This window comes from Paenibacillus sp. 11B, from assembly GCF_030487755.1.
Lineage (GTDB): Bacteria > Bacillota > Bacilli > Paenibacillales > Paenibacillaceae > Paenibacillus > Paenibacillus vandeheii.
Map to the genome: position 1 here is coordinate 373,197 of NZ_JAUKNS010000003.1, position 23,487 is coordinate 396,683.

The 23,487-nt window shown below is 48.1% G+C and carries 21 protein-coding genes and 1 tRNA gene; 8 read left to right on the plus strand and 14 right to left on the minus strand.

From position 1 onward, the window contains the following. Positions 1-2 precede the first annotated feature (2 nt). Both Q0V21_RS16695 and Q0V21_RS16700 read right to left on the minus strand, forming a co-directional pair. Positions 3-2,072 carry an nSTAND1 domain-containing NTPase gene (locus tag Q0V21_RS16695; RefSeq protein ID WP_301879765.1) on the minus strand — a complete coding sequence of 690 codons (2,070 nt, stop codon included), beginning with the start codon at positions 2,070-2,072 and terminating at the stop codon, positions 3-5. Positions 2,073-2,763: 691 nt separating this feature from the next. Beyond that, a complete protein-coding gene (locus tag Q0V21_RS16700) occupies positions 2,764-4,434 on the minus strand; it encodes a PucR family transcriptional regulator (RefSeq protein WP_079349810.1) in 1,671 nt (556 codons plus the stop codon). A gap of 190 nt (positions 4,435-4,624) precedes the next feature. Here Q0V21_RS16700 and ald point away from each other — a divergent pair, with 190 nt between their 5' ends. Beyond that, the gene (gene ald, locus Q0V21_RS16705) at positions 4,625-5,758 is read left to right on the plus strand and encodes an alanine dehydrogenase (RefSeq protein WP_079349811.1); all 1,134 of its coding nucleotides are present in this window, start codon (positions 4,625-4,627) and stop codon (positions 5,756-5,758) included. 145 nt (positions 5,759-5,903) lie between these two features. Here ald and Q0V21_RS16710 read toward each other — a convergent pair whose 3' ends face one another. After that, entirely contained in the window at positions 5,904-6,821 is a 918-nt protein-coding gene (locus tag Q0V21_RS16710; protein ID WP_079349812.1) for a PD-(D/E)XK nuclease family protein, read from the minus strand. A 583-nt stretch (positions 6,822-7,404) separates the two neighbouring features. On the opposite strand from Q0V21_RS16710, the gene Q0V21_RS16715 reads away from it, so the two are divergent. Then, a complete protein-coding gene (locus Q0V21_RS16715; RefSeq protein WP_301879766.1) occupies positions 7,405-8,088 on the plus strand; it encodes a serine/threonine protein kinase in 684 nt (227 codons plus the stop codon). 123 nt (positions 8,089-8,211) lie between these two features. Here the strand turns inward: Q0V21_RS16715 and Q0V21_RS16720 are convergent, their stop codons facing one another. Beyond that, positions 8,212-9,099 carry a helix-turn-helix transcriptional regulator gene (locus Q0V21_RS16720; protein ID WP_301879767.1) on the minus strand — a complete coding sequence of 296 codons (888 nt, stop codon included), beginning with the start codon at positions 9,097-9,099 and terminating at the stop codon, positions 8,212-8,214. Positions 9,100-9,229: 130 nt separating this feature from the next. Between Q0V21_RS16720 and Q0V21_RS16725 the strand changes: the two genes are divergently transcribed. Further along, positions 9,230-10,117 carry a sugar phosphate isomerase/epimerase family protein gene (locus Q0V21_RS16725; RefSeq protein ID WP_301879768.1) on the plus strand — a complete coding sequence of 296 codons (888 nt, stop codon included), beginning with the start codon at positions 9,230-9,232 and terminating at the stop codon, positions 10,115-10,117. Between the two features lie 75 nt (positions 10,118-10,192). Then, positions 10,193-11,248 carry a Gfo/Idh/MocA family protein gene (locus Q0V21_RS16730; protein WP_301879770.1) on the plus strand — a complete coding sequence of 352 codons (1,056 nt, stop codon included), beginning with the start codon at positions 10,193-10,195 and terminating at the stop codon, positions 11,246-11,248. 300 nt (positions 11,249-11,548) lie between these two features. On the opposite strand, the gene Q0V21_RS16735 is transcribed toward Q0V21_RS16730, so the two are convergent. Then, positions 11,549-12,868, minus strand: coding sequence for a glycoside hydrolase family 125 protein (locus Q0V21_RS16735; protein ID WP_079349817.1), 1,320 nt, complete (start codon positions 12,866-12,868; stop codon positions 11,549-11,551). Between the two features lie 483 nt (positions 12,869-13,351). On the opposite strand from Q0V21_RS16735, the gene Q0V21_RS16740 reads away from it, so the two are divergent. Further along, on the plus strand, positions 13,352-14,407 hold the full coding sequence (locus Q0V21_RS16740) for a LacI family DNA-binding transcriptional regulator (RefSeq protein WP_301879771.1): 1,056 nt from the start codon (positions 13,352-13,354) through the stop codon (positions 14,405-14,407). A 152-nt stretch (positions 14,408-14,559) separates the two neighbouring features. Here Q0V21_RS16740 and Q0V21_RS16745 read toward each other — a convergent pair whose 3' ends face one another. The 3 genes from Q0V21_RS16745 to Q0V21_RS16755 form a co-directional block, all read right to left on the minus strand. After that, a complete protein-coding gene (locus Q0V21_RS16745; RefSeq protein WP_301879772.1) occupies positions 14,560-16,173 on the minus strand; it encodes a hypothetical protein in 1,614 nt (537 codons plus the stop codon). After that, positions 16,154-16,726, minus strand: a complete 573-nt coding sequence (locus Q0V21_RS16750) for an RNA polymerase sigma factor (protein ID WP_301879773.1) — start codon at positions 16,724-16,726, stop codon at positions 16,154-16,156. The genes Q0V21_RS16745 and Q0V21_RS16750 overlap by 20 nt, the downstream gene beginning before the upstream one ends. 200 nt (positions 16,727-16,926) lie before the next feature. Beyond that, complete coding sequence (locus Q0V21_RS16755) at positions 16,927-17,442, minus strand: mismatch-specific DNA-glycosylase (RefSeq protein ID WP_301879774.1); 516 nt, start codon at positions 17,440-17,442, stop codon at positions 16,927-16,929. A 120-nt stretch (positions 17,443-17,562) separates the two neighbouring features. Between Q0V21_RS16755 and Q0V21_RS16760 the strand changes: the two genes are divergently transcribed. Beyond that, complete coding sequence (locus Q0V21_RS16760) at positions 17,563-18,483, plus strand: AEC family transporter (protein ID WP_024633438.1); 921 nt, start codon at positions 17,563-17,565, stop codon at positions 18,481-18,483. A gap of 194 nt (positions 18,484-18,677) precedes the next feature. Here Q0V21_RS16760 and Q0V21_RS16765 read toward each other — a convergent pair whose 3' ends face one another. The 4 genes from Q0V21_RS16765 to Q0V21_RS16780 form a co-directional block, all read right to left on the minus strand. Continuing rightward, positions 18,678-18,929, minus strand: a complete 252-nt coding sequence (locus Q0V21_RS16765) for an RNA-binding protein (RefSeq protein WP_079349822.1) — start codon at positions 18,927-18,929, stop codon at positions 18,678-18,680. A 319-nt stretch (positions 18,930-19,248) separates the two neighbouring features. Next, a complete protein-coding gene (locus Q0V21_RS16770; protein WP_301879775.1) occupies positions 19,249-20,049 on the minus strand; it encodes a nucleotidyltransferase domain-containing protein in 801 nt (266 codons plus the stop codon). Positions 20,050-20,075: 26 nt separating this feature from the next. Continuing rightward, the gene (locus tag Q0V21_RS16775; RefSeq protein WP_443146150.1) at positions 20,076-20,357 is read right to left on the minus strand and encodes a hypothetical protein; all 282 of its coding nucleotides are present in this window, start codon (positions 20,355-20,357) and stop codon (positions 20,076-20,078) included. Continuing rightward, a tRNA-OTHER gene (locus tag Q0V21_RS16780) sits at positions 20,334-20,403 on the minus strand. The genes Q0V21_RS16775 and Q0V21_RS16780 overlap by 24 nt, the downstream gene beginning before the upstream one ends. A gap of 240 nt (positions 20,404-20,643) precedes the next feature. Between Q0V21_RS16780 and Q0V21_RS16785 the strand changes: the two genes are divergently transcribed. Further along, positions 20,644-21,999 (plus strand): helix-turn-helix transcriptional regulator, encoded by a 1,356-nt coding sequence (locus Q0V21_RS16785; protein ID WP_079349827.1) that lies wholly within the window; start codon positions 20,644-20,646, stop codon positions 21,997-21,999. Beyond that, positions 21,947-22,840, plus strand: a complete 894-nt coding sequence (locus tag Q0V21_RS16790; RefSeq protein WP_079349828.1) for a WYL domain-containing protein — start codon at positions 21,947-21,949, stop codon at positions 22,838-22,840. Before Q0V21_RS16785 ends, Q0V21_RS16790 begins: the two co-directional genes overlap by 53 nt. A 107-nt stretch (positions 22,841-22,947) precedes the next feature. On the opposite strand, the gene Q0V21_RS16795 is transcribed toward Q0V21_RS16790, so the two are convergent. Together Q0V21_RS16795 and Q0V21_RS16800 are read right to left on the minus strand one after the other, a co-directional pair. Continuing rightward, positions 22,948-23,286 (minus strand): hypothetical protein, encoded by a 339-nt coding sequence (locus tag Q0V21_RS16795; RefSeq protein WP_301879776.1) that lies wholly within the window; start codon positions 23,284-23,286, stop codon positions 22,948-22,950. Further along, entirely contained in the window at positions 23,280-23,450 is a 171-nt protein-coding gene (locus Q0V21_RS16800; RefSeq protein WP_301879777.1) for a hypothetical protein, read from the minus strand. Before Q0V21_RS16800 ends, Q0V21_RS16795 begins: the two co-directional genes overlap by 7 nt. Positions 23,451-23,487: the final 37 nt, after the last annotated feature.

A 23,487-nucleotide genomic window follows, 5' to 3' on the forward strand; every position in this document is an offset into this window, starting at 1 on the left:
ACCTATAACACTCTCGCCAGTCGGATCAAAGCGGCTCGCAGATGCCGATAGAATGTGGCCCGACTCATCGAGCATGCCTCTGCTGCGGCAGTTGGATTGCCATCATGTGTCCAATAGGCCGCGTATAACAGCATCTGATCTTGCTGGGAGATCCCATGAATTCGGCCCTCCAGCAAATCCAGGATATGCTTCTGTAGATGAATTCCATCCGTCATACCCTTCACTCGTGCTGCGTACTCATGCAATTCTCCGGGAGAATGCAGATGAGTCAGCATTTTGCGCACATCCTGTTCGGACCAGGGTATCCGACTCACGCCAGATGTCCTCTGTTGTAACCGGTCGCTATTCATATCCAAACCCAGAAGGGACATCACCCAGTCACCAAATTGTCCACTGCGCAAATCCAGATCCAGCACACTTGCCTGATCTGCATACAGGTCACATAAACGTGTACGTGCTTTTCTACTCCGAAAACCAATGCTCTGCAAAAACAGCTTCAGATGCGGATTAGTCGCGACCAGTATGACTCTGGCACCTTCTCCGAGCAGTGACAACCGATCCAGCGACATATAACCCACAAGTTCCTCACGTTTGTAGCCCGGTATATCGTCCCTCGCCGCAGCGAGCACCGCAAAGTGAGTATCCGTCTGATTCGGATCGCAATCCAGCTCTTCTGGTGTGAAACATTCCTGCATTTCGGCCGGAAAATAGTTCGACAGCATCCCGCTGCTCTCCCGGTGTACGAGCACCGTAATGAACATCGCGATTGGCTCGCCAACCTGGTCCCGCATCAATACAATCCCCTCAGGATAACGATGTGCAAGCTCATCCAAAAAAGCTGGATAAGATGGCGCCTGCCAGGGCTCCACACTATACTCACACCACTGTCGGAGCAATTTGTGCAGCGCAGGCAAGTCCTCCGCTCGCATCACTTCCATTGGAGAGAACAGTGAATCAGCCGAGACATCAGCGTATTTTCGGTGCTGGAGCATGGATTCCTGACACAAAAGGAGCATTTTTCGGGTGATCTGGCGTCTCTCATGTGGACCCGCCTGTTCATGGAGCGGCTTGAGCAGCTCCGCAATTCGTACACGCATGGCTTGTAGACGCTGTGGTTCACGTTGACGAAAATCCCGAAGCAGATGTACTCTGGCCATATCATGCAGCCCCAGACCATTAGGACCGGAACGAATGAACGACATACGCCTCAGGACGTTGTATTCTTCAAGCGTTACCTCTGTTTGCAGCACGGATGCCAGCAATTCCTGGTTCGCTGTTTCCAGCAGAGTTAATACCTCAACCATCGGATGCAGGCGGGGAAGCGTCAATTCAAGCAGCAGCCTGGCGCTAATCATTTGTGACAATTCAGTCCAATCGGAAAGGGGGAAATTCCTGCGCTGATCTGCTGCCTCCACGGCAAGTGCCAATCCAAGCGGATGCCCATCCGTCATACGTGCAATCGTACCAGCCATGCTCTTGTTTAATGACCCTGCCCCTGCAATATATTCAGACACTTCTTCACACGTAAAATGCTTAAGAGGCATCTGCACGAGGCGCTGCTGCAGCCTTGGATGAGTCCGCCACGCTGAAGCAGGCTCCGGTCGTGAGGCCAGAATGATGAGCACACCGTATAACGGGAGCTTGGATACGAAAACTTCCATAAACCAACTCTCCAGTAAAGCCAGCTCTTCATAATTATCCACAGCAAGGACCAGTCGCCTTTGTACTGAAGTCTCACTCAGAAGGCTTAATGGCCGAGGGTTACCGTCACTACCCATGGTCTCCAACTCCAGTGTAGAGGACAAATATTCCAAAAAGACCGACGGTGTCGAGCCACAGGATCTGCCATCCATCCATATGGCGGTCGCTCCCTGGTTGCGAGCAACGGATAACATCTCGGACAGTAAAGAGGATTTACCAATCCCCCCCATGCCCGTAACTGAAAAAAAGGTTAAAGGTGCTTCCGGATTGCTGAACCATCGGTCCAACATCATCAGTTCCTTAGCTCGACCTACGAAACGTTTTCCATGACCATAATATCTGTCGTATTGAACCTCACTACTGTTTCCCATCTGTGTCCTCCGTACTAGATACTCGTACTTTCCATAACTTTGATTTTCTCACAAAGTTGAGACTATATTGAGACGCACAGTTACATTTGAAGTGATAAAATTTAGTTAAAAGCCAAATTATAGAAAAAACACACAAAACAGCGGTAACAAACATTTAACTGGTTTACATATACCATTCCCACACCGCTGGATCATCATAATCGATTATTCCGCCGATCGGGCAAACCAATCCATTGGGCATTTTGCGTGATGCAAATTGCTGAAGTCCATGAGCACCAATCCATTTCCAACTTCATGCTCCATGCTTCCCTTTCATAACTAATACAGCCCGATATTTAAGGAAAGGCGGATTTGTGTGAGAAAAAATCTCGACATCTGTAATTTGAGCGGACAATTAGGAATCACCCGTGAACAACTTGATGAGTGGTTGTGTCAAAGCGGTGTTTCATTCAAAAAGCTGGATACAGGAACTCTTCCGGAGCGAAGTTCCTCGCCATATCGCTTGGCCGCTCCTACCTCGTTATCCCTTGCACCTTCCTCCGGCCATCCCAGACTGTTTCGCGGCCGCCGGCCTGATTCTGGCACTCCCGTATTACCAAGAGCACGACTCTCTCGTCGCATCAGTAAAAATTGCTAGACTGTGCACATCTTTCAATGATGCACAGTCTGGACTTTCTTCCAGCCTGGTCTATCAAGATGGAAAATCCTGTTCCTCCTCGATCATAGCATGAGCAAGCAGTGCCATCTCCAGGCAGATTCTTCTCTCCTGATCCATAAAGTCAGGTCCCATTAATTCTTCTAATTTCTCCAGTCTATTGTACAAGGTCTGTCGATGTATGAACAATTGGGCAGCCGCATCCCGCTTGGAACCGAAGTTTTGTAGAAAGGCATCCAATGTCTCCACCAACCTTAGATGGTGTGTCTGATCATATTCAATCAGAACGCCCAGATGGTCATTCACAAAAGGCTGAAGGAACGATTGAGGTAATGCTTTTAACATTTGATATATACCCATGTGTTCGTAAAAATGAATATGTTCCAGCCGATCTATGGATCGCGAAACCTCGATGACCTGATATGCTTCCCGCAGACTGTCCGGCATGCCTGTTAAACGGTTGCGTACCTTGCCAAATCCGGCATGAATCACTACCTGCTTCAGGTTGCGACTCGCAAATCGCTTCACATCACCAACAATGCCTTCCAGCGATTTTACCAGTTGTTTTCGTGTGGATGTCTTGCTCTCCTCCTTGGCACAGCATACATATACCTGATTATTTTTCAGCATGATGAGGCTGGACAGATTGTTCTTTTTGAGCAAGGAACGCAGCAACACCAAAATATCCTGATGGTTGGTTTCCATACGCTCACGGCCGATCCCTTTCAGACGGTGCTCCATCTCAATAACCCCGCCTGCAAACCAATACTGTCCCTTCACCAGCAGGCGGAGTCCCATTCGGGTCTGGGCCTGCTCCTCATGCAGAATGTTACCGTTCATCAGATCCTGGAGCAGCTCATTCTGGTTGCGCACCATCTTCTCCTCCAGAAACTGGGAGCGTAAAGTCAGTGCCGCAGCTGCTTTCGCTGTATAATCGAGCAATAGCTTGAGATACTCGACGGGTGCTGAAGGATGTACAACCATGCCGACAGCCGAAAAAACCTGACCAAAACATACGACCGGGTGACACAGTAACACCTGCTCCTCATCCAGATGGAACCATAACTCAGTGTCTGAATCATTAAGATCCAGATGCTCGACCTCCTGCTCGTACCATGTGTAGATCGCTTGCTGCGACTCCGAAGGCAGCTCCGGCACAAAACTGCCCGGTTCCATGGACGAGATATACACCACCGGCTTGGCCGCGTATTCATGCAGAAGGTTAAGCACAGCCGACATGTCTGTACTCTGTAATGTTCGCTGCTGAAGCTGACGGGAATAGGTTTCCAGGCTCTTCAGCAGCTGGTGTTGATGATTAATAAGCAAAGCATGAATATCTTGCGTAATCTCAACGAACCGGACCGGTTGCTCAAACACGATAAGCGGAAATTGATGACTGTCAGCCAGTTCAATCAATTCTTCGGGGATGCCATGAATGCTCGTGCCAAACTCCACGCATAGCCCGGCCGCTTCGCTCCGAATTAACTGGAGCAGATATTCTTCACGCCCTTCTTCCGATTGAAGCCATAGTCCTGTGGATAAAATAAGATCATGAGGACTTACAAATGGAGAGACATTCGTGATCTCCAACACATGGACCCATCCGACCTGACGGGATGTTCCCTCTATCCCCGCTGCAAGCCGGGCTTTGGCAAAGACGGGGCGAGCCAGAATATCCTTTATCGTGAACACTCGGTCATTTCTCAATATCGATCCCTCATAATGTCATTTTTTCTTACATTATAATCTATGGATAAATGTCCTGAACAGTCTTTTCTCGACATTATGTTGATTCAATTCTTCAAAACATAGACATTAGGTAAGGTGCAAATCTGTTATCCAGGTCATAAACTTGTAGTATAAGCTAACAACCATTAAATGGACGAGGTGCATGGCGATGAGAATCGGAATTCCGAAAGAAATTAAAAATAATGAAAACCGTATAGCACTGACCCCGGCTGGAGCTGCTGATTTTGTCAGAGCCGGACATCAGGTCATGATTGAACAAGGCGCGGGACTCGGCAGCGGATTCACGGACAGCGAGTATCAATCGGCCGGAGCGGAGCTTCGGGATACAGCTGCATCCGTATGGTCAGAGGCAGATATGATCATCAAGGTAAAAGAACCCCTTGCCAGCGAATACACCTATTTTCGTCCTGGCTTGATTCTCTTCACTTACCTGCACCTCGCAGCGGAGCCTGCATTGGCGAAGGCACTGATTGAAAGCCGGGTAACCGCTATTGCGTATGAAACGCTGGAGGTCAATGGTACGCTGCCTCTGCTCACCCCGATGAGTGAAGTTGCCGGACGTATGTCGGCGCAAATTGGAGCGCAGCTGCTGGAGAAAACGGAAGGCGGCAAAGGCATTCTGTTATCCGGTGTACCCGGCGTTAGCCGTGGCAAGGTCGTGGTTATTGGTGGGGGCACGGTGGGTACGAATGCCGCCAAAATTGCGATTGGTCTGGGTGCCGATGTGACCATCCTCGATTTGAATCTGAATCGTCTGCGCCAGCTGGATGATATTTTTGGCAATCAGATTCATACGCTGGTATCGAGTCCATCCAATATTGCGGCAGCTGTAGCTGCTGCCGATCTGCTGATCTGTGCGGTGCTGATTCCGGGCGCCAAAGCGCCAACCCTTGTCAGCGAGCAGATGGTTACCACCATGGCACCCGGTTCGGTCATTGTGGATGTGGCCATTGATCAGGGCGGAATCGTGGAGACCATTGATCATATCACGACCCATGATGAACCGACCTACGTGAAGCATGGTGTTGTTCATTACGCGGTAGCGAACATGCCAGGCGCGGTGCCGCGCACGTCTACGGTGGCGCTGACCAACGCCACCATGCCTTACGCGATGCAGCTGGCGAACCACGGTGCAGCCGCCGCGATTCGCGGCAGTTCGTCCATTCGCAGCGCGGTAAACGTGCTGAATGGACATATCACGTATGAGGCGGTTGCCCGGGATCTCGGGCATGCCTATGTTCCCGCAGGACAGGCGCTGGAGAATACCGCCGCGGTCCAGTAATTTGGAAATGATCGTTCCACCCGGCGCCTTGTTGCCCGGCCTGTGGAACGAAACAGAAGCGTCAGTCGGGCAGATCCTGTCCAGGCTGGCGCTTCTTGTTTTTTTTCGAAAAAGGATGAGATCTGAGTAGGCTTCGGGTGGCTCGCTATACTGCACGTTCACTGCACACCTCGCGGAAGTTACAGTCTCGACAGGCGCGGCGCGAAGGCATCGGCGTGAAATAGGAGACGTCTTTGGGACGGTTGTAATATTCATCATCCACACAGGAGCGCATCTCCGCAATATACCGCCCCACGTTCTCCTCCACCTTCAGGATATCCTCTTCCGTTGCCGTAAACTCTCTGTGTGTCCCGGTTAACAGGTACTCCACCCGCAGCTCAATCTGCTCCAGCGGTACCCGGTAATGCTCCCTCACATAGGATGCATACAGCATCAACTGATCTGAGAAGTCATCCTCCTTGCCCGTCTTCCAGTCCACAATGACGATATTGCCGTTGCTGCGACGATATAACAAGTCCATTTTCACATACACGCGTGTATCGTGCAGCATCATGGTATCCCATTTCTCAATCTCCAAAATATCCGTACTCGCACGGGACAGATCCTCCCACGTGAGCGTCCGATACAGATTGCTGACACAGGCCGAAGCTCGCTCTTTAATCGTGGCAATTCGATCATTCAACGTGTCGTCTCCATAATACATCTCGGACAACATCACCCGGTTCTTGGGGTCCAGCCGCCACTGATCCTGATCCATTGATTCCACATAAGCCTGATTCAGCAGCTTGCGCATTGTCTGTTCCAAAAAGTGTTCACGAGGTTTGTCTTTGCCTTCCTCCCTGCTGCGTACCGCCGATTCACACATCCGGTGCGCGAGGTCACCGAATACAAGGTATAGATTACTGAGCTGCTTCAACCGATACAGACGTACCTGCATCTCATCCGCCGACTCTGCCTTCCAGCCGTTATGGGCTCCGTAATAATGATAATAATATTTGCGCAGGCACTCATCGAACATACTCGCCCGCGACTGCGAATAAGACCACTGCGGGTATTGTGCCATAAGATATTCTGCCTTTCTGTATGCCGGATTTCTGCATGTTTCTAGCATCCCTTAATGCTCACAGTATATAGGAAAGGGCAAAAACGCCGCAAGCACCCTTCCGTTATTTTCTTCTAACCGCAACCGTTTCCGATTCAATGCGTAACGTTTATATAGTAACATCACCAAAAGACGAAATGACAGCGCAGAACGCATACTATACTAAATAGAGTACAGGATTTTGCTCTGATATAAGATGAACCTTGACTTACACTAAAACGCGAGAGCAGAAGCTGGTCCCGGCGCTAAAGAATCCAGTACACCTTATTATGTTGATAACGCGGACGTTGTAAGATCTAACGAACTCCAGCCACGCTATTTAACTATATTCTAATTGTACAACGTGGCAAAGCGGTGCAATAGAGCGCCTACGATTCGTTAAATTTTGAAATCTGGCGATTTCCACGTAATAAGACTTACTCGGTTCGTTAAAACTTCAAATATAAGGATTATTCTGCACGCGGAGCGGCCGAGTGTAAAACTCATGAGTTGATCTTATATGAAAAAATATGGTACAGGCATATCCTAAAAGGAGGCACCACCCATGAATCGACCGGATTGGTTCCAGGCGGAAGAAGCATTACAACAAATCCAAGTCATCGGAAGCGACCGGAATGAGCTCGTGAACATCATAGGCCATGTAGAAGGATTGAATTGCATTGGCACAGGAACGGATGCGGCGGTATTTACGTATGACGGATTGCCGCAGTATGCCTTCAAGATGTACTCAGATCATGCCCTGGACAAACTGGAAAATGAAAAACAGGTTTATGAACAGCTCAAAGGCCTGCCTTATTTCCCTACCTATTACGGCAGCGGCCGGAATATTCTTGTGATCAGTTTTGAAGCGGGAGATACCTTGCTTGAATGTCTGGAAAAGGGAATCCCGGTGCCCGAGCAGGTCATGCTCGATGTAGACGACGCGCGTGAAGCCGTGCGCAGCCGCGGCCTGAACCCAAGGGACATTCACCTGAAAAATGTAATTCTCCAGAATGGACGCGGGAAAGTCATCGACGTATCGGAGTATATTCAGGACGGCAATGATAATCGCTGGGAGCATCTCGTCTGGGCCTATCACAACATTTATCCACGGATCAAGGGTACGCCCATATCCCCACGCATGCTGCAAACGATCAAATGGGGATATAATCAACTCGATCAGGCCAACGTCAAACTGGACGACCTCTCCAAAAAGGCTAACCGACTATTCTCCAAATTCATGAAATAAGCATCTTCATAAACAGATCAAGTGTAGTTCTGATATTCATAAAACAAATCCGGATTACCGCCAGAAATGCGCGAGTATCCGGATTTTTGTATGTTCGATGTTGACGATGTTGATGCTAGGACTTTATTTCAACCGCCCTTGGGAGGGTGTCATCCCTTTATATTGTTTATACAGCTTTGTAAAATAGTTGGCGTTCTCGCAACCAACCTGAGCAGCGATCTCGGTAATGGTCATACTGCTCTCCTGCAGCAGCTGTTCGGCTTTTGTCATTCGACACCCGTTCACATATTCCACGAAGGTGCGTCCGGTCAGTTTTTTAAACATTTTGCAAAAATGATACGTGTTCAGCCCCACCTGGCCCGCTGCCTCGGTAACAGACATTTTTCCTGTCGGCTCCGCTTCAATCTGCTCAATCAAATGTTTGAATCGTTCTCGATTGGGAAAATAGGATTGGGCTGTTTTATCAGAAAGTTGATGTGGCATAAAGGTTCGTGCAAGCAGGGTGAACAAGGCATGCAGCTTGGACTTCACAACCAGTTGGTAAGCTGGCGGCTGTGAGGCCATCTCCTCAATAGCTTCATCCAACAGGGAATAATAGCCCTGACAGGCTATGTCATGCTCCGCTGGTTTTACCGGGAACCTTACCTTTCCTTCAAGATATGGCGCAACATATTTCAAGTGAACGGGATCATGGGTAAAATCATGAAATAATGCACTGTTGAGCACGACTGAATCATAGTTGATATCCCCTTCCTCCAGAGCATACCCGACATGCAGTGCCCCTCCAGGAATGATAATGACCTCACCTGCTTGAGCGACATAGGGCCTGCTGTCGATATGAAACAAAGCACTTCCCTTTCGCATAAAAATCAGCTCAAAGTGTTCATGCCAATGCAAGTACAGAATGCATTCTTCCGTTCTCATCCCCCGACAACGATTCTGGAACAGCTGAAATGGATGAGATTTATGGTCAATGCGGGTATTTTCGTGAAGCGCTTTCAGATCCAGCATACATTTTCCCCCTTCCCCCACAAGATCAGACTAATATTGCACAAGATTGTATAGAGCCATCCGGCAGACGCCCGGCTATAATGAGTGTGTCACGAAGTACTATAAGCCAATATTGGAGTGAAATACAACCATGAATAATCCGTTACGAATAGGCACCCTCGTAGGTGGCCACGACGCAGTTCGCGTCATTCCACAGATCATGAAACACGGCTTCGAATCCTTCAATCTGACCTTCTGGCAAACGACGGGTGATCTGGACCTCGCCGAAACAGCGAAACGTGTCCGTGAAATCGTCGACGAACAGGGAGTTATCATCTCTGCAGTAAGTGTATTTGGCAATCCGCTTACTGGAACCGGGGATAACGCCGACACACTGGCCAGCTGGGAACGGGCTATTGACCATGCCCAGCTCTTCGGAGCGGACATCGTCTCCGGGTTCACTGGACGACTCACCGATCAGCCGATTGACCAATCGATTCCACGGTTCAAGGAAGTGTTTGGAGAACTGGCACGCCGGGCAGCGGACCGGGGTGTGCGCATTGCTTTTGAAAACTGTGATATGGGTGGTACATGGCAGACGGGCGACTGGAACATTGCACATAATCCAACCGCCTGGGAAATGATGTTCGATGCGGTACCCGCTGAAAACATCGGATTGGAATGGGAGCCATGCCATCAAATGTCCAGTCTGATCGACCCTATTCCGCAGCTGCGCAAGTGGGCGCCTAAAGTGTTCCATGTGCATGGCAAAGATGCCACCATCGCCTGGGACATCGTCAAAGAATATGGCGTTCACGGCCCACGTGAATTTGTCTGGCACCGTACGCCCGGCTTCGGCGATACCAACTGGTCTGACATCATTACGATTCTGCGACAAAACGGGTATCAAGGAACAATCGATATTGAAGGCTGGCATGATCCTGTCTACAAAGACGAACTCGAAATGACCGGACAGGTACACGCACTAAGGTATTTAAAACAATGTCGCGGTGGGGATTTTGTGCCCAATCCGGTATAGAAACGGGATTAACATTGAGTTACATGATATCTATTGCAAGAACATAGAAAATGAAAAGCATAAGGAGATGATAGGATGAGTCATCCTTATCGGGTGATTGTGGCAGGCTGTGGGGCCATGTCTAACACCTGGGTCGATTACGCCATGCAAAGGCCAGACACGGAAATTGTAGGGCTTGTCGATCTGTATGAACAGACTGCTGTCGCACTCGCTGCACGACACGGCCTTTCCTGTCCCACGTTTACGGATATCAGTGAGGCCATTCGCGCAACAGAAGCCAACATCGTATTTGATGTCACCATTCCAGCGAGCCATCACGATATTGCTATGACGGCGTTACAACAAGGATGTCATGTATTTGGCGAAAAACCTCTGGCGGAATCCTTCTCTGACTGTGAAGATATTGTTCAGACTGCACGCCGTACAGGTAAAATTCAGGCAGTGATGCAAAATCGCCGTTTCGATCCGCGCATTCGCGCCTACCGGCAGTTGATTTCCGATGGAACGATTGGTCGGGTCGGTTTTGCAGGGGCAGACTTCTTCCTTGGACCGCATTTTGGAGGCTTTCGCGATCTAATGGATAGTCCACTGCTGCTGGATATGGCGATTCACACCTTCGACCAGGCACGATATATTCTCGGTGCGAATCCGGTCTCGGTCTACTGCCACGAATTCAATCCTCCAGGGTCGTGGTATAAGGGCAATGCGATGGCATTGTGCATCTTTGAGATGTCCGATGGCTCCGTGTTTAACTATCGTGGGTCCTGGTGTGCAGAAGGTGTGCCTACTTCATGGGAAGCATCCTGGCGCGTAACCGGAGAAAAAGGAACCGCCATATGGGATGGACATGATGACATTTATGCTGAAGTCGTTTCTGCACAGCATCTGGATGCAGAAGGCAAGCCATCCTTTTTCCAACCGTGTGAGCGGATTGAAGGAGAGCAGCCTGTCATGGAGAAAACAGGACATCACGGGTGTCTCGAAGACATGTTCGCAGCGCTGGAGTCCGGGCAACGGCCTGAGACCGATTGCAGTGACAACCAGTTCAGCATGGCCATGGTCCTTGCGTCCCTCGAAAGTGCCCGCACAGGTCAAAAGGTGTTCATTGCCGATTTGATGAAGACTGTATAGTGTTGAGTTCTTCATTTCATAACAAATCAAGCCCAAACTGTGAACCTTCTGCAGTTTGGGCTTTTTGTCTGCTTACGCTTCTATTCTAGAAATGATGTAGGCAAAAAAATGTCATGCCAAATAGCAAACGCAGTGCAGGGGACGAAATCGATTCTGGAGAAACGAAGTGTTCGCCTTTATCACCGGATTTCGACTTTGCAAAAGGCGATCAGGAAATCCGGGGATAACAGCGATCGAAAGAACGATTCGTAACCGGAACGGTTGCTTTGCAGGTAGTTATTTTTTTGAACTTACATTATTTTATAGGATCCCTTTTTTCATTGCCTTGTACACTAGTTGCGAGAACAGGCTGTTCGACCAAGCAAACCATGGCCTTGTGAACGTGTTTGGATCATCCGAGTGAAAGCCTTCATGCATGTACCCGGTACCTGCATCCGTGTTCTCCAGCAGCTCAATCATCTCCAGCATTTCCTTATCATTGTCTGCGGTGAGACCCTGCATGGACAGCGCCATGTGCCAGATGTATCCAGGCGGTGTATGGGGGCTGCCGATGCCTTTGGCGACTTGTCCTTCATAATAGAATGGATTTTCCTTGCTCAAAATAAAGCGGCGTGTATTCTGGTACACGCTATCCTCGGTGGAAGCATACTCGAAATACGGAATAGACATAAGCCCCGGCGTACCTGCATCATCCATGAGGCAAAAGTTGCCGTAACCATCTGTCTCATAGGCATAAATCTGCCCATACTCGGGGTGACGGTAAGTACCGTATAAGGAAATACCGTGACGTATTTCTTCTTCCAGATGCGCCATCTCGCTGACCAGCTTCTCATCTCGAAATACCCACCTAGCAATCTCCCCCATTTGGCGCAGAGTCACCGTTGCGAACATATTCGCTGGAATATTATAATGAAAATCACATGCATCATCGCTGGGGCGGAAGCCGGACCAGATCATCCCCGTATAGTTTACAGGCATCCCTAATCCTTCGTTGTTGAGCGTATCATGGGCTGGACAATTCCGGCGCATGAATCGATATGGGGACTGCTCACCATGGCGCTGCTCTGTTTTCCATAGACTTACTATGCTCTCCATCACCCTCTTGAAACGCTCGTCAAATATATCCGTCAATTCTGTCTCACGCCAATACGCATAGGCGAGCCGCATAGAGAAACAAAGTGAATCCAACTCAAACTTGCGTTCCCACACCCAAGGCGACATCTCTGTCTCATCATTCGCATCCCAATGCCATCCATTAGCCGTTTCATTAAACGCATTGGCATAAATATCGATGTCCGCATAGAATGTATGCCGTTTGATCATCCCCCCAATAATCCGTTGCAGCTGTTCGTCTTCCTTTACCAGCGGTACGTAGTGCATCACCTGCTCCACTGAATCACGCAGCCACATGGCCGGGATATCCCCTGTAATTACAAAGGTTGTCCCATCATCCAATAGCTTTGTCGTCGTTTCCAACGTGTTGGGAAAACAGTTACGGAACTGCGCCAACAATTTGGGTCTATGTTGCAGCTGTTCCTCGGCCTCGGTGAGAATGTTCTGCACAGCTTGCGGCAATTCCAGATGCGGCATAGGGATTTTCGGTAATCTGAACTGTTCCATGGATGTCGTCTCCTTTGAGATGAAGTTTTCCAAAAATGGTTTCATTGGATGTATTCAAAGCTTGTGATCTATTGTTATTTTCGTTATGATAATTTATAATAACATTATTATTTGTAAGTGTACTGTGCCGGAGCATGATCGTCAATTCATAACGGATGGTTCATTGAAAAAAAAATTCGATCATATCTTGTATATATAAATTGAACAAAAGAATATTTACTACTTGCCACTCCGATGACAGAACAACCTTCCGATCGCTGTTATCCCCAGATTTTTTTGAATTCCCTTTTTCAAAGGGAAAAATCCGGGGATAAAGGCGAAGCGTATGCTTTCGATGCAGCTTTCTTTTAGAAAGCTTCTAGCTCCGCTTCTTCAGGTTATTTCTGACCTCTCCGTTATCGTGTAAATGTTTTGTTCAATTTATATAGATTGAAATGACACGTTAGATTTATGCAAATTATTTACATATGAAGGAGTAATGAAATGTCACGTAAAGTATCCATCCAGTCGCTGGCTGACCAGCTTGGATTATCCAAATATGCTGTCTCCCGCGCGCTCAGCGGCAAAACAGGCGTAAGTGAAGCGACTCGTGCCCGTGTGCTGGAATTAGCCCGTGCATTGGGATATCGCCAGAGCACCCCAGGCAGTAGCGCTGTGCCCACGGGAAATGAAGATCAATCTGAGCCGCCGTTTGCTCTCATCTGCATGAATCAGCTCAACCGTGGCGAACCGCACTACTGGCAGCGTGTACTCTCCGGCATGATCTCTGCCTGTAATGAAAGAGGATGGCATCATGCCATTGTATCTCCCTCTCTGGGAGTCGCTGATGAACACACGCCTCCAGAACGGGCAATCGCTCCTCACTTGGACTGGGAAAGGTGTGCCGGGGTCATCGTCATGGGTGCTTTCCCCCATGCTGTCCTGCAACGACTGGCTCAGACAGGTCGCCCTATTGTGCTTGTGGATCATCAGGAGCCTCTGTTGAACTGTGATACCATCAGCCATGATAACCTGGAAGCAGGTATTACTGTGGCGAGATATTTAATGTCGATGCAGTGTCGCCGCATCGGTCTGATTACGGATGATGGCCGGGCTGCCAGTTTTGCGCAGCGGAAGATCGGCATCGAACTGGCCTTGAACCATTTTCACGCAGACAGCAGTCGTATGACTACCTTCAGAGAATGGAATATTCCTTATGAGAACGGCGAATGGATCGACCAATTGGCTGCTACCATCAAAAATATGCCGCAGGACGAGCGACCCGATGCCTGGATTGGTGTCAATGATGATATCGCCTTGCAGTGGATGAATAAGTTGCAGGAAATGGGTTTCTCCACGCCCGGGGACTGCCTTGTCATAGGTATCGACAATGTGCATGCCGCCGCTACATCGTCCCCTCCCCTGACCACAGTCAATCTCTGCAAAGAGGAACTCGGTCAGCGCGCGATCGAGGCTTTGCAGCGTCGGATTGAACGCCCTGGTACACCAAAGGAAACAGTCATGTTATCCACTTCTCTTATTCCAAGGGAATCGGCGTAATTTAATGTGGGCAACCTCCTTAGTGTCTGAGCAACTTAACTTTTTGAATACCAAAAAGGCCCCGCATGTTATTATGCGAGGCCTTTCATCTCTATCTTGTTATTCATACCAAGCTCCGTTCCGTTCTTGGCAGAGAATAATCTTCTTGACTGTTATTTTTGCCAAGGAAGGCTTGTGTACGACGGAAGATCCACTGCCCAATTCACATCACGGTATTCTCGGTTAACTACGGTTCTTTTTAGGGTGAATTTCGTACCGTTTTCTTTGTAAAAACCACGGATGATCAATTTCAGTTTATCGGCAACGTATTCACCGTTATTATTCGGCTGGTCTGGATAACCAACCACTTCAACAGGATATTCCGTCCCTTGTGAATCTACCGCTATCCAGCGATCACCCACGAAAGCATTTCGGAACGTCCCTGTTCCATTAAGAACAAGGGAATATCCTTTATTCACACTACTCTTCTGAAAGTTAGATGATTCCGGAACAGGCTTATAATCAAAATCATCAAATAGGATCTTATCGCCAAGCTGCTCAAATTTTACAAAGGTATGAAATGCAATGTCCGTACGCCTCTTATCCAATTCAACTTCCACTGATTTCTCTTCTTTCACCAGGAGGGTATAACCATCCAGGACAAAGCGAATGTTCTTAGCATCAACCGTAACAAAAGAAGGATCCCATGTCTCCGATAACTTCAGCGGTCCTCCGTCCCTCATGCCACTCTGATCATGAAGCCGAAACTTGGCTTCACGGGCATTTGGTCTAAACCCATTGAAAATTCGATATTCATTGGTTTCAGGGATCTCAAGATGGTAAATGATGCTCAAATAGTTCGCCCAGTTCTCATCAGCTTTGGCTTGAAGCTCATCATCCAGACTGATGTTCATGTCAAGGCGGGTCCCGTTTGGCGTACGTACGAGCTGTGTCATATCCAGTTTCAAACCCTCAGGAGTGGTGTAGGTATTGTTCATAGGAGCCTCAACAGCCAGTGATTTGGCTTTGGTCATATCGATGCTGAACTGAAAACTCCAATCCACCGTTACATCACTATCCTCATATGGCTCTTTCACAAAATTATAGAAATCTCCTACTCCTATATGTTCCAATTCTCCATGCACAATCACCTTGTCAGGGACATCTTGCTGCAACTGAAATACAAATTTATTAAGAGAGCCACTGCTTATTCTGGTATCCCTCGCAATGGTTGCAACCTCTCTCCCCTTTTCATCAGTAACATGAATTCTTCCCATTTCAGGATATAACACGGATATTCCTGTCCCATCAGGTGCTGTTTGCTGCATGTTTAGTACAATCTGAGAACGGTCTACAAGCACATCTTCAATCTTGAGCTTGTAGCCCTTATCATCAATCTGAATATTCGGATTAACCACAAGTCCAAGAGGTTTAAGACGTTTGTAATCTTCCGCCAAACTGGAATATCTCAGCGCCTCTGGCACAGGAATATTTGGGAGTGTAGGAGTATTTATGGCGTTCACAATAGTGCGTTCCTCTGCCCCTGTCCAATCCCGGGCCAGCCATGCACTTCCTGTAAGCAGACACACAATTGCAACAGCAATTCCTGTTCGATATACCCGTCTAACTTTAGGCTCCTTTTTGGTATATGGTTCCACTGTTCTGTCACTCTCCATAGACACCCCTTCCAGCTTCCGCATCACCTCAAGCGTAAAGTCCGCATCCGGTTCCTCACGGAACAAATGCTGTTCCCACAATCGATCCTCATCATTTGGAATAGGCTTCATACGTTGATAAACCTCCTTTGCGCTCCATTTGTTTCTTCAACGTTTTCTTCCCTCGATAAAGTGCATTACGCACTTGTGCGGCACTCATCTCCGTAATATCTGCAATCTCTTCGTAGCTCAACTCATTCGTATATTTAAGCAGCAGCACAAGCCGATACGATTCCGGCAGTTGCTCCATCTGCCGATAGATTTCACGTTGCATCTCCTTATGCAGTACATGTTTCTCTGGCGTTTCACCATGGGTTTGTTCCAAACCCGTATGAACAGCGGTCATCACAGGTTTCTGTTGCCGCATAAAATCCCGCATCCGATTCACAACGATGGTGTACACCCAGGATGAGAAACTGCTTCCTTCCCTTCGTGTCGGAAGATAACGGTAAATTCGCAGAAACGTATCCTGAGCGAGATCCTGTGCATCCTGATGACTCGCACCCATTCCGCGCAAAATGCCGAATACTTTATTTTTATATCGATCCACGAGCACAGCAAACAGCTGTTTGTCCCCCGCAATAATACGCTGAATGAGCTCCTCCTCTGGTATCTGTTGAGTCATGTAATCCCCCTTCTCTACAGCTTCCATGCATGGTTCTGTACTATAATAGACGGAAGCACTTCCCGAAACCTCTCACTTTATCCAAAAAAAAAGAATTCGCGCCACCAGATGAAAACCGGATGGGCGAACTCTACAACCATTCTTGGTTCTTTGTGACGCTGCACTGACTGTAATTCAAAGTTCTTTCCTTGCTTCTTTCTTCAGTCGTCCCTGCTTTTCTCTGAGACAAAATCACTAAGCTGTGAATAGATCGCTACAATTTCGTCCATCGACATGCGCACTAATCCACTGGATGATGGGGCAACAAATTCATGAATTTCCTTGACGATCGGGTCGTCCTGAAATCCCCATTCCGCTTTGGCACGCTGGCTGTACTGATTGTATACTCCTTTTCCAACGAAACAGGCGATGTCCGGTCGGTATTCCTCCAGCTTTTGCCGTAAAATCTTCCGTCCCTCTGCATATTCTTCCTTCGTAATATCGTCCATGCCTCTTGTCGGCCGGGCCACAATATTCGTAAATCCATATCCCAGCTTCAGCAACTCTCCATCTTCTTGTGCATCATATAAACGAGGGGTCAATCCGGAGCGTTCAAGAATGCGCCAGAAACGATTTCCTTTGTAGGCATAATGATGACCTGTCTCTCCAGACGTAATGCTGGGATTAAATCCGATAAATAAGATCGATAAACCATAATCCAGATGATCTGGAATCATAAAGAAAAGCCCCCTTATCTTTTTTAGTCATTTACATCTTTCATCTGTGTATAAAATGATATAATGGTTGAAGTATTTTCGAATCGGACTGAAATTTTCATGAAAAAGGAAGCTGAACTGATGATTGCAGACATCATGCTTGAAGTCGTCCTACCCGTCTTTCTCCTGATTGCCGTCGGGTCCTGGATGCAAAAGGTGTTCAAGTTGGACTTGTACACCCTCGCCAAAATCAATTTCTATTGTATTACCCCCGCAGCCGTCTTTATGAGCATGTATCACTCCGATATGTCGGGCGAGTTGCTCGGAACCGTTACGCTTTTTTACGCTTTATATGTAGTTATTCTCTATATTGTGGGGTCTGTGTTCGCACGTTCGCTTCGGATGAATAAAGGCATGAAGGCCGCCTTCAACAACAGTATCATGCTGGACAACGCAGGCAATTATGGCCTGCCCATCAACTCCCTGGTATTCCGTGGCGATCCACTGGCCTCTTCCATCCAGGCATTGGTCATGTCTTTACAGGCATTGCTGACCTTTACCTATGGTGTGTTGTCCATTCAGGGTGCGAAGCTCAAAGGCAATTACCGTGCGGTGATCATTGGATTTCTAAAAATGCCCGTTCCTTATGCGTTGTTGCTCGGCATTTTGTTTCATATGGGAAATATCCCACTGCCAACCTTCCTGTCCATGCCTTTGACCTATGCGCAGCAAAGTATGGTGGCTGTAGCCCTATTAACACTCGGAGCGCAAATTGTAAAATATCCGATCCGCCTGTATCGTCTTGATGTGTATATTAGCACATTTTTGCGTTTGCTGATTGGCCCAGCCATTGGGATTTCCATCGTGCTGCTGCTCGGTTTGCAAGGCATCGCCGCTCAGGCACTCATTATTGCATCGGGTATGCCTACCGGAGTCAATGCGTCCATTCTGGCGGAGGAATATGATAACGAGCCCGATTTTGCCGCCCAGACAGTTCTGATCTCGACGCTGCTTAACATCATTACGATTACCGCACTTATTTCTTTTGCAAAGACATTCTGACCTTATACTTTTATAACATGACTAGTTCACTCTCCCGCAAGGAGCTGTGAACTTTTTTTTGTTAAGCGGTTGATGACAGCTCAACTTAAAAAAGTCCAAACGCGCCCTATACTCCGGGTGCGCTTGAACCTCTTTTGTTACCTGCATATTCCATCTGATCAAATCCTTTGTACGACTTGTCAGTCTAAAGAGAACTAAGATTCAAACGTCGTCCGTTCCGGGAACTTGCCACCTTCTCTGAACAAACAACGCACCAGTCGCTGCGCGGCCCGATTGAAGTAAAAACTTGGACTTACCCCGTCCACCTGAACAGGCTCCAGTTCCTTCACACTTTCCTTGACCTTATTCATTTCAATGAGTCCCATCTTCCGCTCATTCGGTCCGAATCGATAAATAACCTTTTCATCGTCCTCCATCTGCTTCACCAGCAGTACATATGACGCCATACAGGTTACCCCCTATCGTTACGTTGTGAGAAATTATGATGACCACTTGCTTACTATTAATTATTACCCAGAATAGAATGGAAGGATATAGGGCTTTAGTTATTTATATTGACGTTAAAACTCCTTATTTTAATTATCTTAATTGAAATATTTTGACGAAAAATAAACAAAAACAGGCTTGGATGTACCAAACCTGCCCAATTACCTTTCATCCAAAGGAATCGGAAGTCTCATGTTTCACCATTTCTGTTACAAACGTGGGTCCACCGGTTCAGACTCATGATGTGTAAATACGCACGGCCTCGTACTTAATCGCAGGTCACATACCCTCCCACACCTCTTGCAGTGCAAAACGGAAGATCCGGTCCAATTCTTCATATTGAATAACCTGCTCATTCTCCATCTGAGTGGCCATTTGTTCAAAATGCGCGATCTTCTCCGCCAAAAAAGCCTGTATCGCCGGCAGCTGCGGTTCCAGATCAAGTTCCTCGCCTGCCTTTTTCCGGCGTAGCAGTTCATGGATTTCCGTATAGAGCGGCCCGCTCTGAGGAACAAGCTCTTGCACCAGCTCTTCGAATGCCATCGGCGGCATCGAATCATAACGTTCGATCCAGCCACAGGCGAGCAGTGGGCGCATCACATAGAAGTATTTTTTGATCTTCACCTGCTCACCCTGCAAATAATCCCGGAAGTTTCCCTTCGCCATATTCAGATAATGGTACATACAGGACTTTGGTGAGAAGGTCAGAGGCGACAATGCACGAATATGCTCTGCCACGCTGTACGGTTCGTCATACTGAATCGGGGATTGCAACCACTCCAGCAGCGGTGGATTCGACTTGCGAAACAGCTTCAGGGCTTTGCGCAAATCCCAACCATTGATATCGAGCTGATCACTGATCGGGCGTTCGATGACATCCCTTTTATCCTCAATGGACAAGTACCATTCCAGCGGTCTCACATATAGGAAACGAACATCGTAATCGCTGTCCTGTGAAGGGAAACCCCACGCCCGGCTGCCCGATTCACAGGCATAGATGATCCGTACGTTCTCCTCCTGTTCAATCTGCTTCAGCTGCTGTCTAATCGTATCTCTCATTTCTTCATGAACATGATTCATCTTCATTGCCCTCCACACTTCCCAATTTAAATATCCATCGCCCGCACCCGGTTAGCGAGTGTATCATATCCCGCCACAGTCTCGGCAATATACGTCAATACCGTTTCACTCCAGCCATAGATATAAAAGGTTTTACCATCCCGTAGTGGTACCATTGCCTGCTGATAAGGTGCAATATCCACGATAAACGCCTTCAACTCCGGATTCATCATCCGGCGATAACGTTCAAGCTCGGCATAAAACGGACTGCCTTCATTCTGCTGTTCATCGGTGATCATAATGATCTGAGGCGATTGGATTCGAACCAACGACCTGGTCGATTAACAGTCGAAGTAACCCTCCCTTGGCGCCTCGGAATCTTGATCCGCAGAGCTTGTTGCTGCCCCCGCTTCACAACCTTATTATGCCTCATGCATTTGCACGCGAACATGGCAAAAGTATGGCGACGAATCCATTTCACAACTCATTAAATCATCGTTTTGTAACGATTGAAGCAGCTAAAGGTATGATGAAATTGATTCAACCTCCATAAGTTTAAAATGAAACCGGCCACTCATCCTGATACAATGAAGGGATAACAAGGAGTGAATGCTCATGGCTAAAGAGAGCTTTGACAAAGAAATTCAATTTCTGCGCATGTTGTCCCTGACAAGTGGCGCGTACAACCGTAAACAATACGCCGAGCGGCTCGGCATATCCGTACATACTTTTGATAAAACCCAACGCAGGTTAAAAGAAATCATGCAGTCCGTCGCCGACCAACGCACCGGTTCGGAACAAAATAAAGAAATGGCAGAGCTCGTACGCTTCCAGTATGGGGAATCCGCTGAACCGATGCTGCTCTTCCTATTCCGTGCCAAGTCAATGAAAGAGACTGAAGTTCAGCGTCTATCCGTCCTTTTGCATACCTTACAGGATCAAGCTTTAACCGCTATGGAACTGCTGGATGCCTGCTGCGCTGATCTGCCGGAGGATCTGGCTTTGCCTGACGAAAAGACGATTCGTTCAGATCTGAAGTATCTGGAAGAAGTCGGGGTCATCCGCAAGGAATCTGGCGGCAGACCTTATCGTTACCTTTTGCAGCAGGACGTACTTACGGGGTTAACCGTGGAAGAACAGCTGGAGCTGTATGATTTTGTGGATATTATGGCGAACACCCAGGTTCCTTCCGTACAGGGGTATTTATTACGCGACAGTCTCAAAAAAGCCATTGCAACAAGCTATCCGCAGGAAGAAGCCACCGAACCATTTATATACAAGTACCACTATTATTCCCGCATTCTGGACGAAGCGCATCTGTACACCCTGCTTAGTGCAATTCGACAACGAAAACATGTGCAGTTCCTGTATTATTCACCCAAAAAACCGTCCAGCTACAGCTCGCAGAATACGAATCCACGCTTTGAACGGGAAGCAGGCGGACGATCCAACCGGATCGTACCGCTTGAAGTGGTCTATGATCATCAGTATGGCCGCTGGTATGTCATTGGATATCAAGGGCGCCGTGGCTTTGTGAAATTTCGGATGGAAGGCATTACGCAGCTGGAGGAACAGGGTGCAATTGAAGAAGAATATATGCTCGAATTGAAGCAGCAGTGGGCCGAAATTAGCCGCTACAGCTGGCTGGTGGATACGGGGAACACCGTGACGGTTCAAGCCCGATTCTTCCATCCACGGGATGGCCAGCGTAACTTCATTCTGGATCGGGTACGTTTGCAAGGTCAATGGGGAACGATTACGCCCGAAACGGAACATACCTTTCTCTATGAAATTCAGGTCAACGGTACCACCGAGATTAAGCCGTGGCTTCGGAGTTTTGGCTCAAGCTGCGAGGTGATCGCTCCACAGAGGCTGCGTCAGGAGATGATTAAGGAATGGAAGGAGATTGCGCAATATTATGAATTTGTTCGAGAAGATGTTCAACTATCAGATGATGACGAGATTGAATGAAACCGGACTGTTCACCTGGACCTCACAGGAACGAGCCTGGCTGCGCATGATGCTGAATCACCCCGCCGCACCAGAAGCGCTGAACCCCGACACGTTGCACAAAATGCATGACATGCTGGATGCGGAGCAGGATCTGGACCTTCAGGATTATCTGACCGAAAAGGCCAAAAGTGAAGAAAACAGCGTTTTTCATCCGCTGCTCAAGCCGTTACGGCAGCTGATTCTGCATCATCAGGGGTTTCGTTTGACAGGGCGTGTGCGCAATGGACGCATCAGCCAGGATCAGTTCGGTTTTCCCTACAAGCTCGAATATTCCATGGTCAAAAAGGAATGGTACGTGCTCTGGTATGCTCCACGCTTCGGCAAGCTGATGTCAACCAAGCTGCACAGCATTATTGCGGTGCAGGCTCAGAATGTTGAATCGGAGATTGCCTCTCAATATGCTACCAAAATCGCTAATTTGACGGAGAATAGGAAGACAACCGTGACTATTGAAGTACTGCCTGAATTCAACCAGGAGTTGTCGCGGATTCTGTACGCCTTCTCCTGCTTCGAGAAGCAGGTTGAATATGAAGAAGAACAACAAACCTATCGGATTGAGCTGACAATTCCTCGGAATGAGATGGATTATGTGCTGTCCAAAATGCGTTTTCTGGGCAAACGGGTACGGATCGCAGACAATGCTGCCCTTCGAGCGCGAATGTCTGAGACAGCCGCCAAAGTGCTGGCACGCTATGCGGAATTTGGGACTGAATTACAGCCTGAACGAACTTATGAAGGAGTGCGGAGCCAGCATGTGGAGGAGCCTTTCATCGAGGCAGACGGAAGTGACTCTGCCTAACGTGCACGTCAACTGAGTGGCCGATAAGCTGTTGATAAATTTCCACAATATACAAAGGGGCTCCCCATAGTCATGAAGATGACGGGGCAGCCCTTTTGATGATACGCTTACGTACTGCTACTGGCAGCTGAATTCCTTCTTTTGTTAATTGCATGTACGCCCATCACAACGGCAATCAACTCATACGTATCCAGTTGTTCGGATTGGTTGTCTAACACAAACCCACCTGAACCGAACCAGCCATTTGTACGCCTGAAGCTTGCCACAATTTTGCCGCCCATCCCGGTAATATTATATTCCTGTGAAAACGCCGGAGCGGAGACATCATACACACCACGCGGTCCGGCATCGTATTCATACTTTTTACTGAAGAAGCTAATCCTCGCCCGTAAGACACCCCATTCCCTTCCATCGCCTGAGGTCACATCCCAACGATTACTTAACATGCGGAATTACCACAGCAAATGAGTCCCGAGTTATCGAATACATCAAGCGATGAGCCAAAGGCACTTTTCAAATCGAGATGACCCGCCTGTTCCTGTTCCTGTTCATGGTTCATAATCTCGGTGTACCCTGCATTAAAGAAATTATCTCTGAAATAGAGTTCCATGGAAGCCCTCCTTACAGGAAATAAACCTTCTCCCTTA

Bases quoted from the DNA above. Each gene is read 5' to 3' on its own strand.
- Q0V21_RS16770 (WP_301879775.1), bottom strand. From the start codon at position 20,049: ATGAATCATGTTCATGAAGAAATGAGAGATACGATTAGACAGCAGCTG.
- Q0V21_RS16715 (WP_301879766.1), top strand. From the start codon at position 7,405: ATGAATCGACCGGATTGGTTCCAGGCGGAAGAAGCATTACAACAAATC.
- Q0V21_RS16750 (WP_301879773.1), bottom strand. From the start codon at position 16,726: ATGACTCAACAGATACCAGAGGAGGAGCTCATTCAGCGTATTATTGCG.
- Q0V21_RS16735 (WP_079349817.1), bottom strand. From the start codon at position 12,868: ATGGAACAGTTCAGATTACCGAAAATCCCTATGCCGCATCTGGAATTG.
- Q0V21_RS16760 (WP_024633438.1), top strand. From the start codon at position 17,563: ATGATTGCAGACATCATGCTTGAAGTCGTCCTACCCGTCTTTCTCCTG.
- Q0V21_RS16790 (WP_079349828.1), top strand. From the start codon at position 21,947: ATGAATTTGTTCGAGAAGATGTTCAACTATCAGATGATGACGAGATTG.
- Q0V21_RS16695 (WP_301879765.1), bottom strand. From the start codon at position 2,072: ATGGGAAACAGTAGTGAGGTTCAATACGACAGATATTATGGTCATGGA.
- Q0V21_RS16800 (WP_301879777.1), bottom strand. From the start codon at position 23,450: ATGGAACTCTATTTCAGAGATAATTTCTTTAATGCAGGGTACACCGAG.
- Q0V21_RS16785 (WP_079349827.1), top strand. From the start codon at position 20,644: ATGGCTAAAGAGAGCTTTGACAAAGAAATTCAATTTCTGCGCATGTTG.
- Q0V21_RS16720 (WP_301879767.1), bottom strand. From the start codon at position 9,099: ATGCTGGATCTGAAAGCGCTTCACGAAAATACCCGCATTGACCATAAA.
- Q0V21_RS16765 (WP_079349822.1), bottom strand. From the start codon at position 18,929: ATGGCGTCATATGTACTGCTGGTGAAGCAGATGGAGGACGATGAAAAG.
- Q0V21_RS16755 (WP_301879774.1), bottom strand. From the start codon at position 17,442: ATGATTCCAGATCATCTGGATTATGGTTTATCGATCTTATTTATCGGA.
- Q0V21_RS16745 (WP_301879772.1), bottom strand. From the start codon at position 16,173: ATGAAGCCTATTCCAAATGATGAGGATCGATTGTGGGAACAGCATTTG.
- Q0V21_RS16710 (WP_079349812.1), bottom strand. From the start codon at position 6,821: ATGGCACAATACCCGCAGTGGTCTTATTCGCAGTCGCGGGCGAGTATG.
- Q0V21_RS16795 (WP_301879776.1), bottom strand. From the start codon at position 23,286: ATGTTAAGTAATCGTTGGGATGTGACCTCAGGCGATGGAAGGGAATGG.
- ald (WP_079349811.1), top strand. From the start codon at position 4,625: ATGAGAATCGGAATTCCGAAAGAAATTAAAAATAATGAAAACCGTATA.
- Q0V21_RS16730 (WP_301879770.1), top strand. From the start codon at position 10,193: ATGAGTCATCCTTATCGGGTGATTGTGGCAGGCTGTGGGGCCATGTCT.
- Q0V21_RS16725 (WP_301879768.1), top strand. From the start codon at position 9,230: ATGAATAATCCGTTACGAATAGGCACCCTCGTAGGTGGCCACGACGCA.
- Q0V21_RS16740 (WP_301879771.1), top strand. From the start codon at position 13,352: ATGTCACGTAAAGTATCCATCCAGTCGCTGGCTGACCAGCTTGGATTA.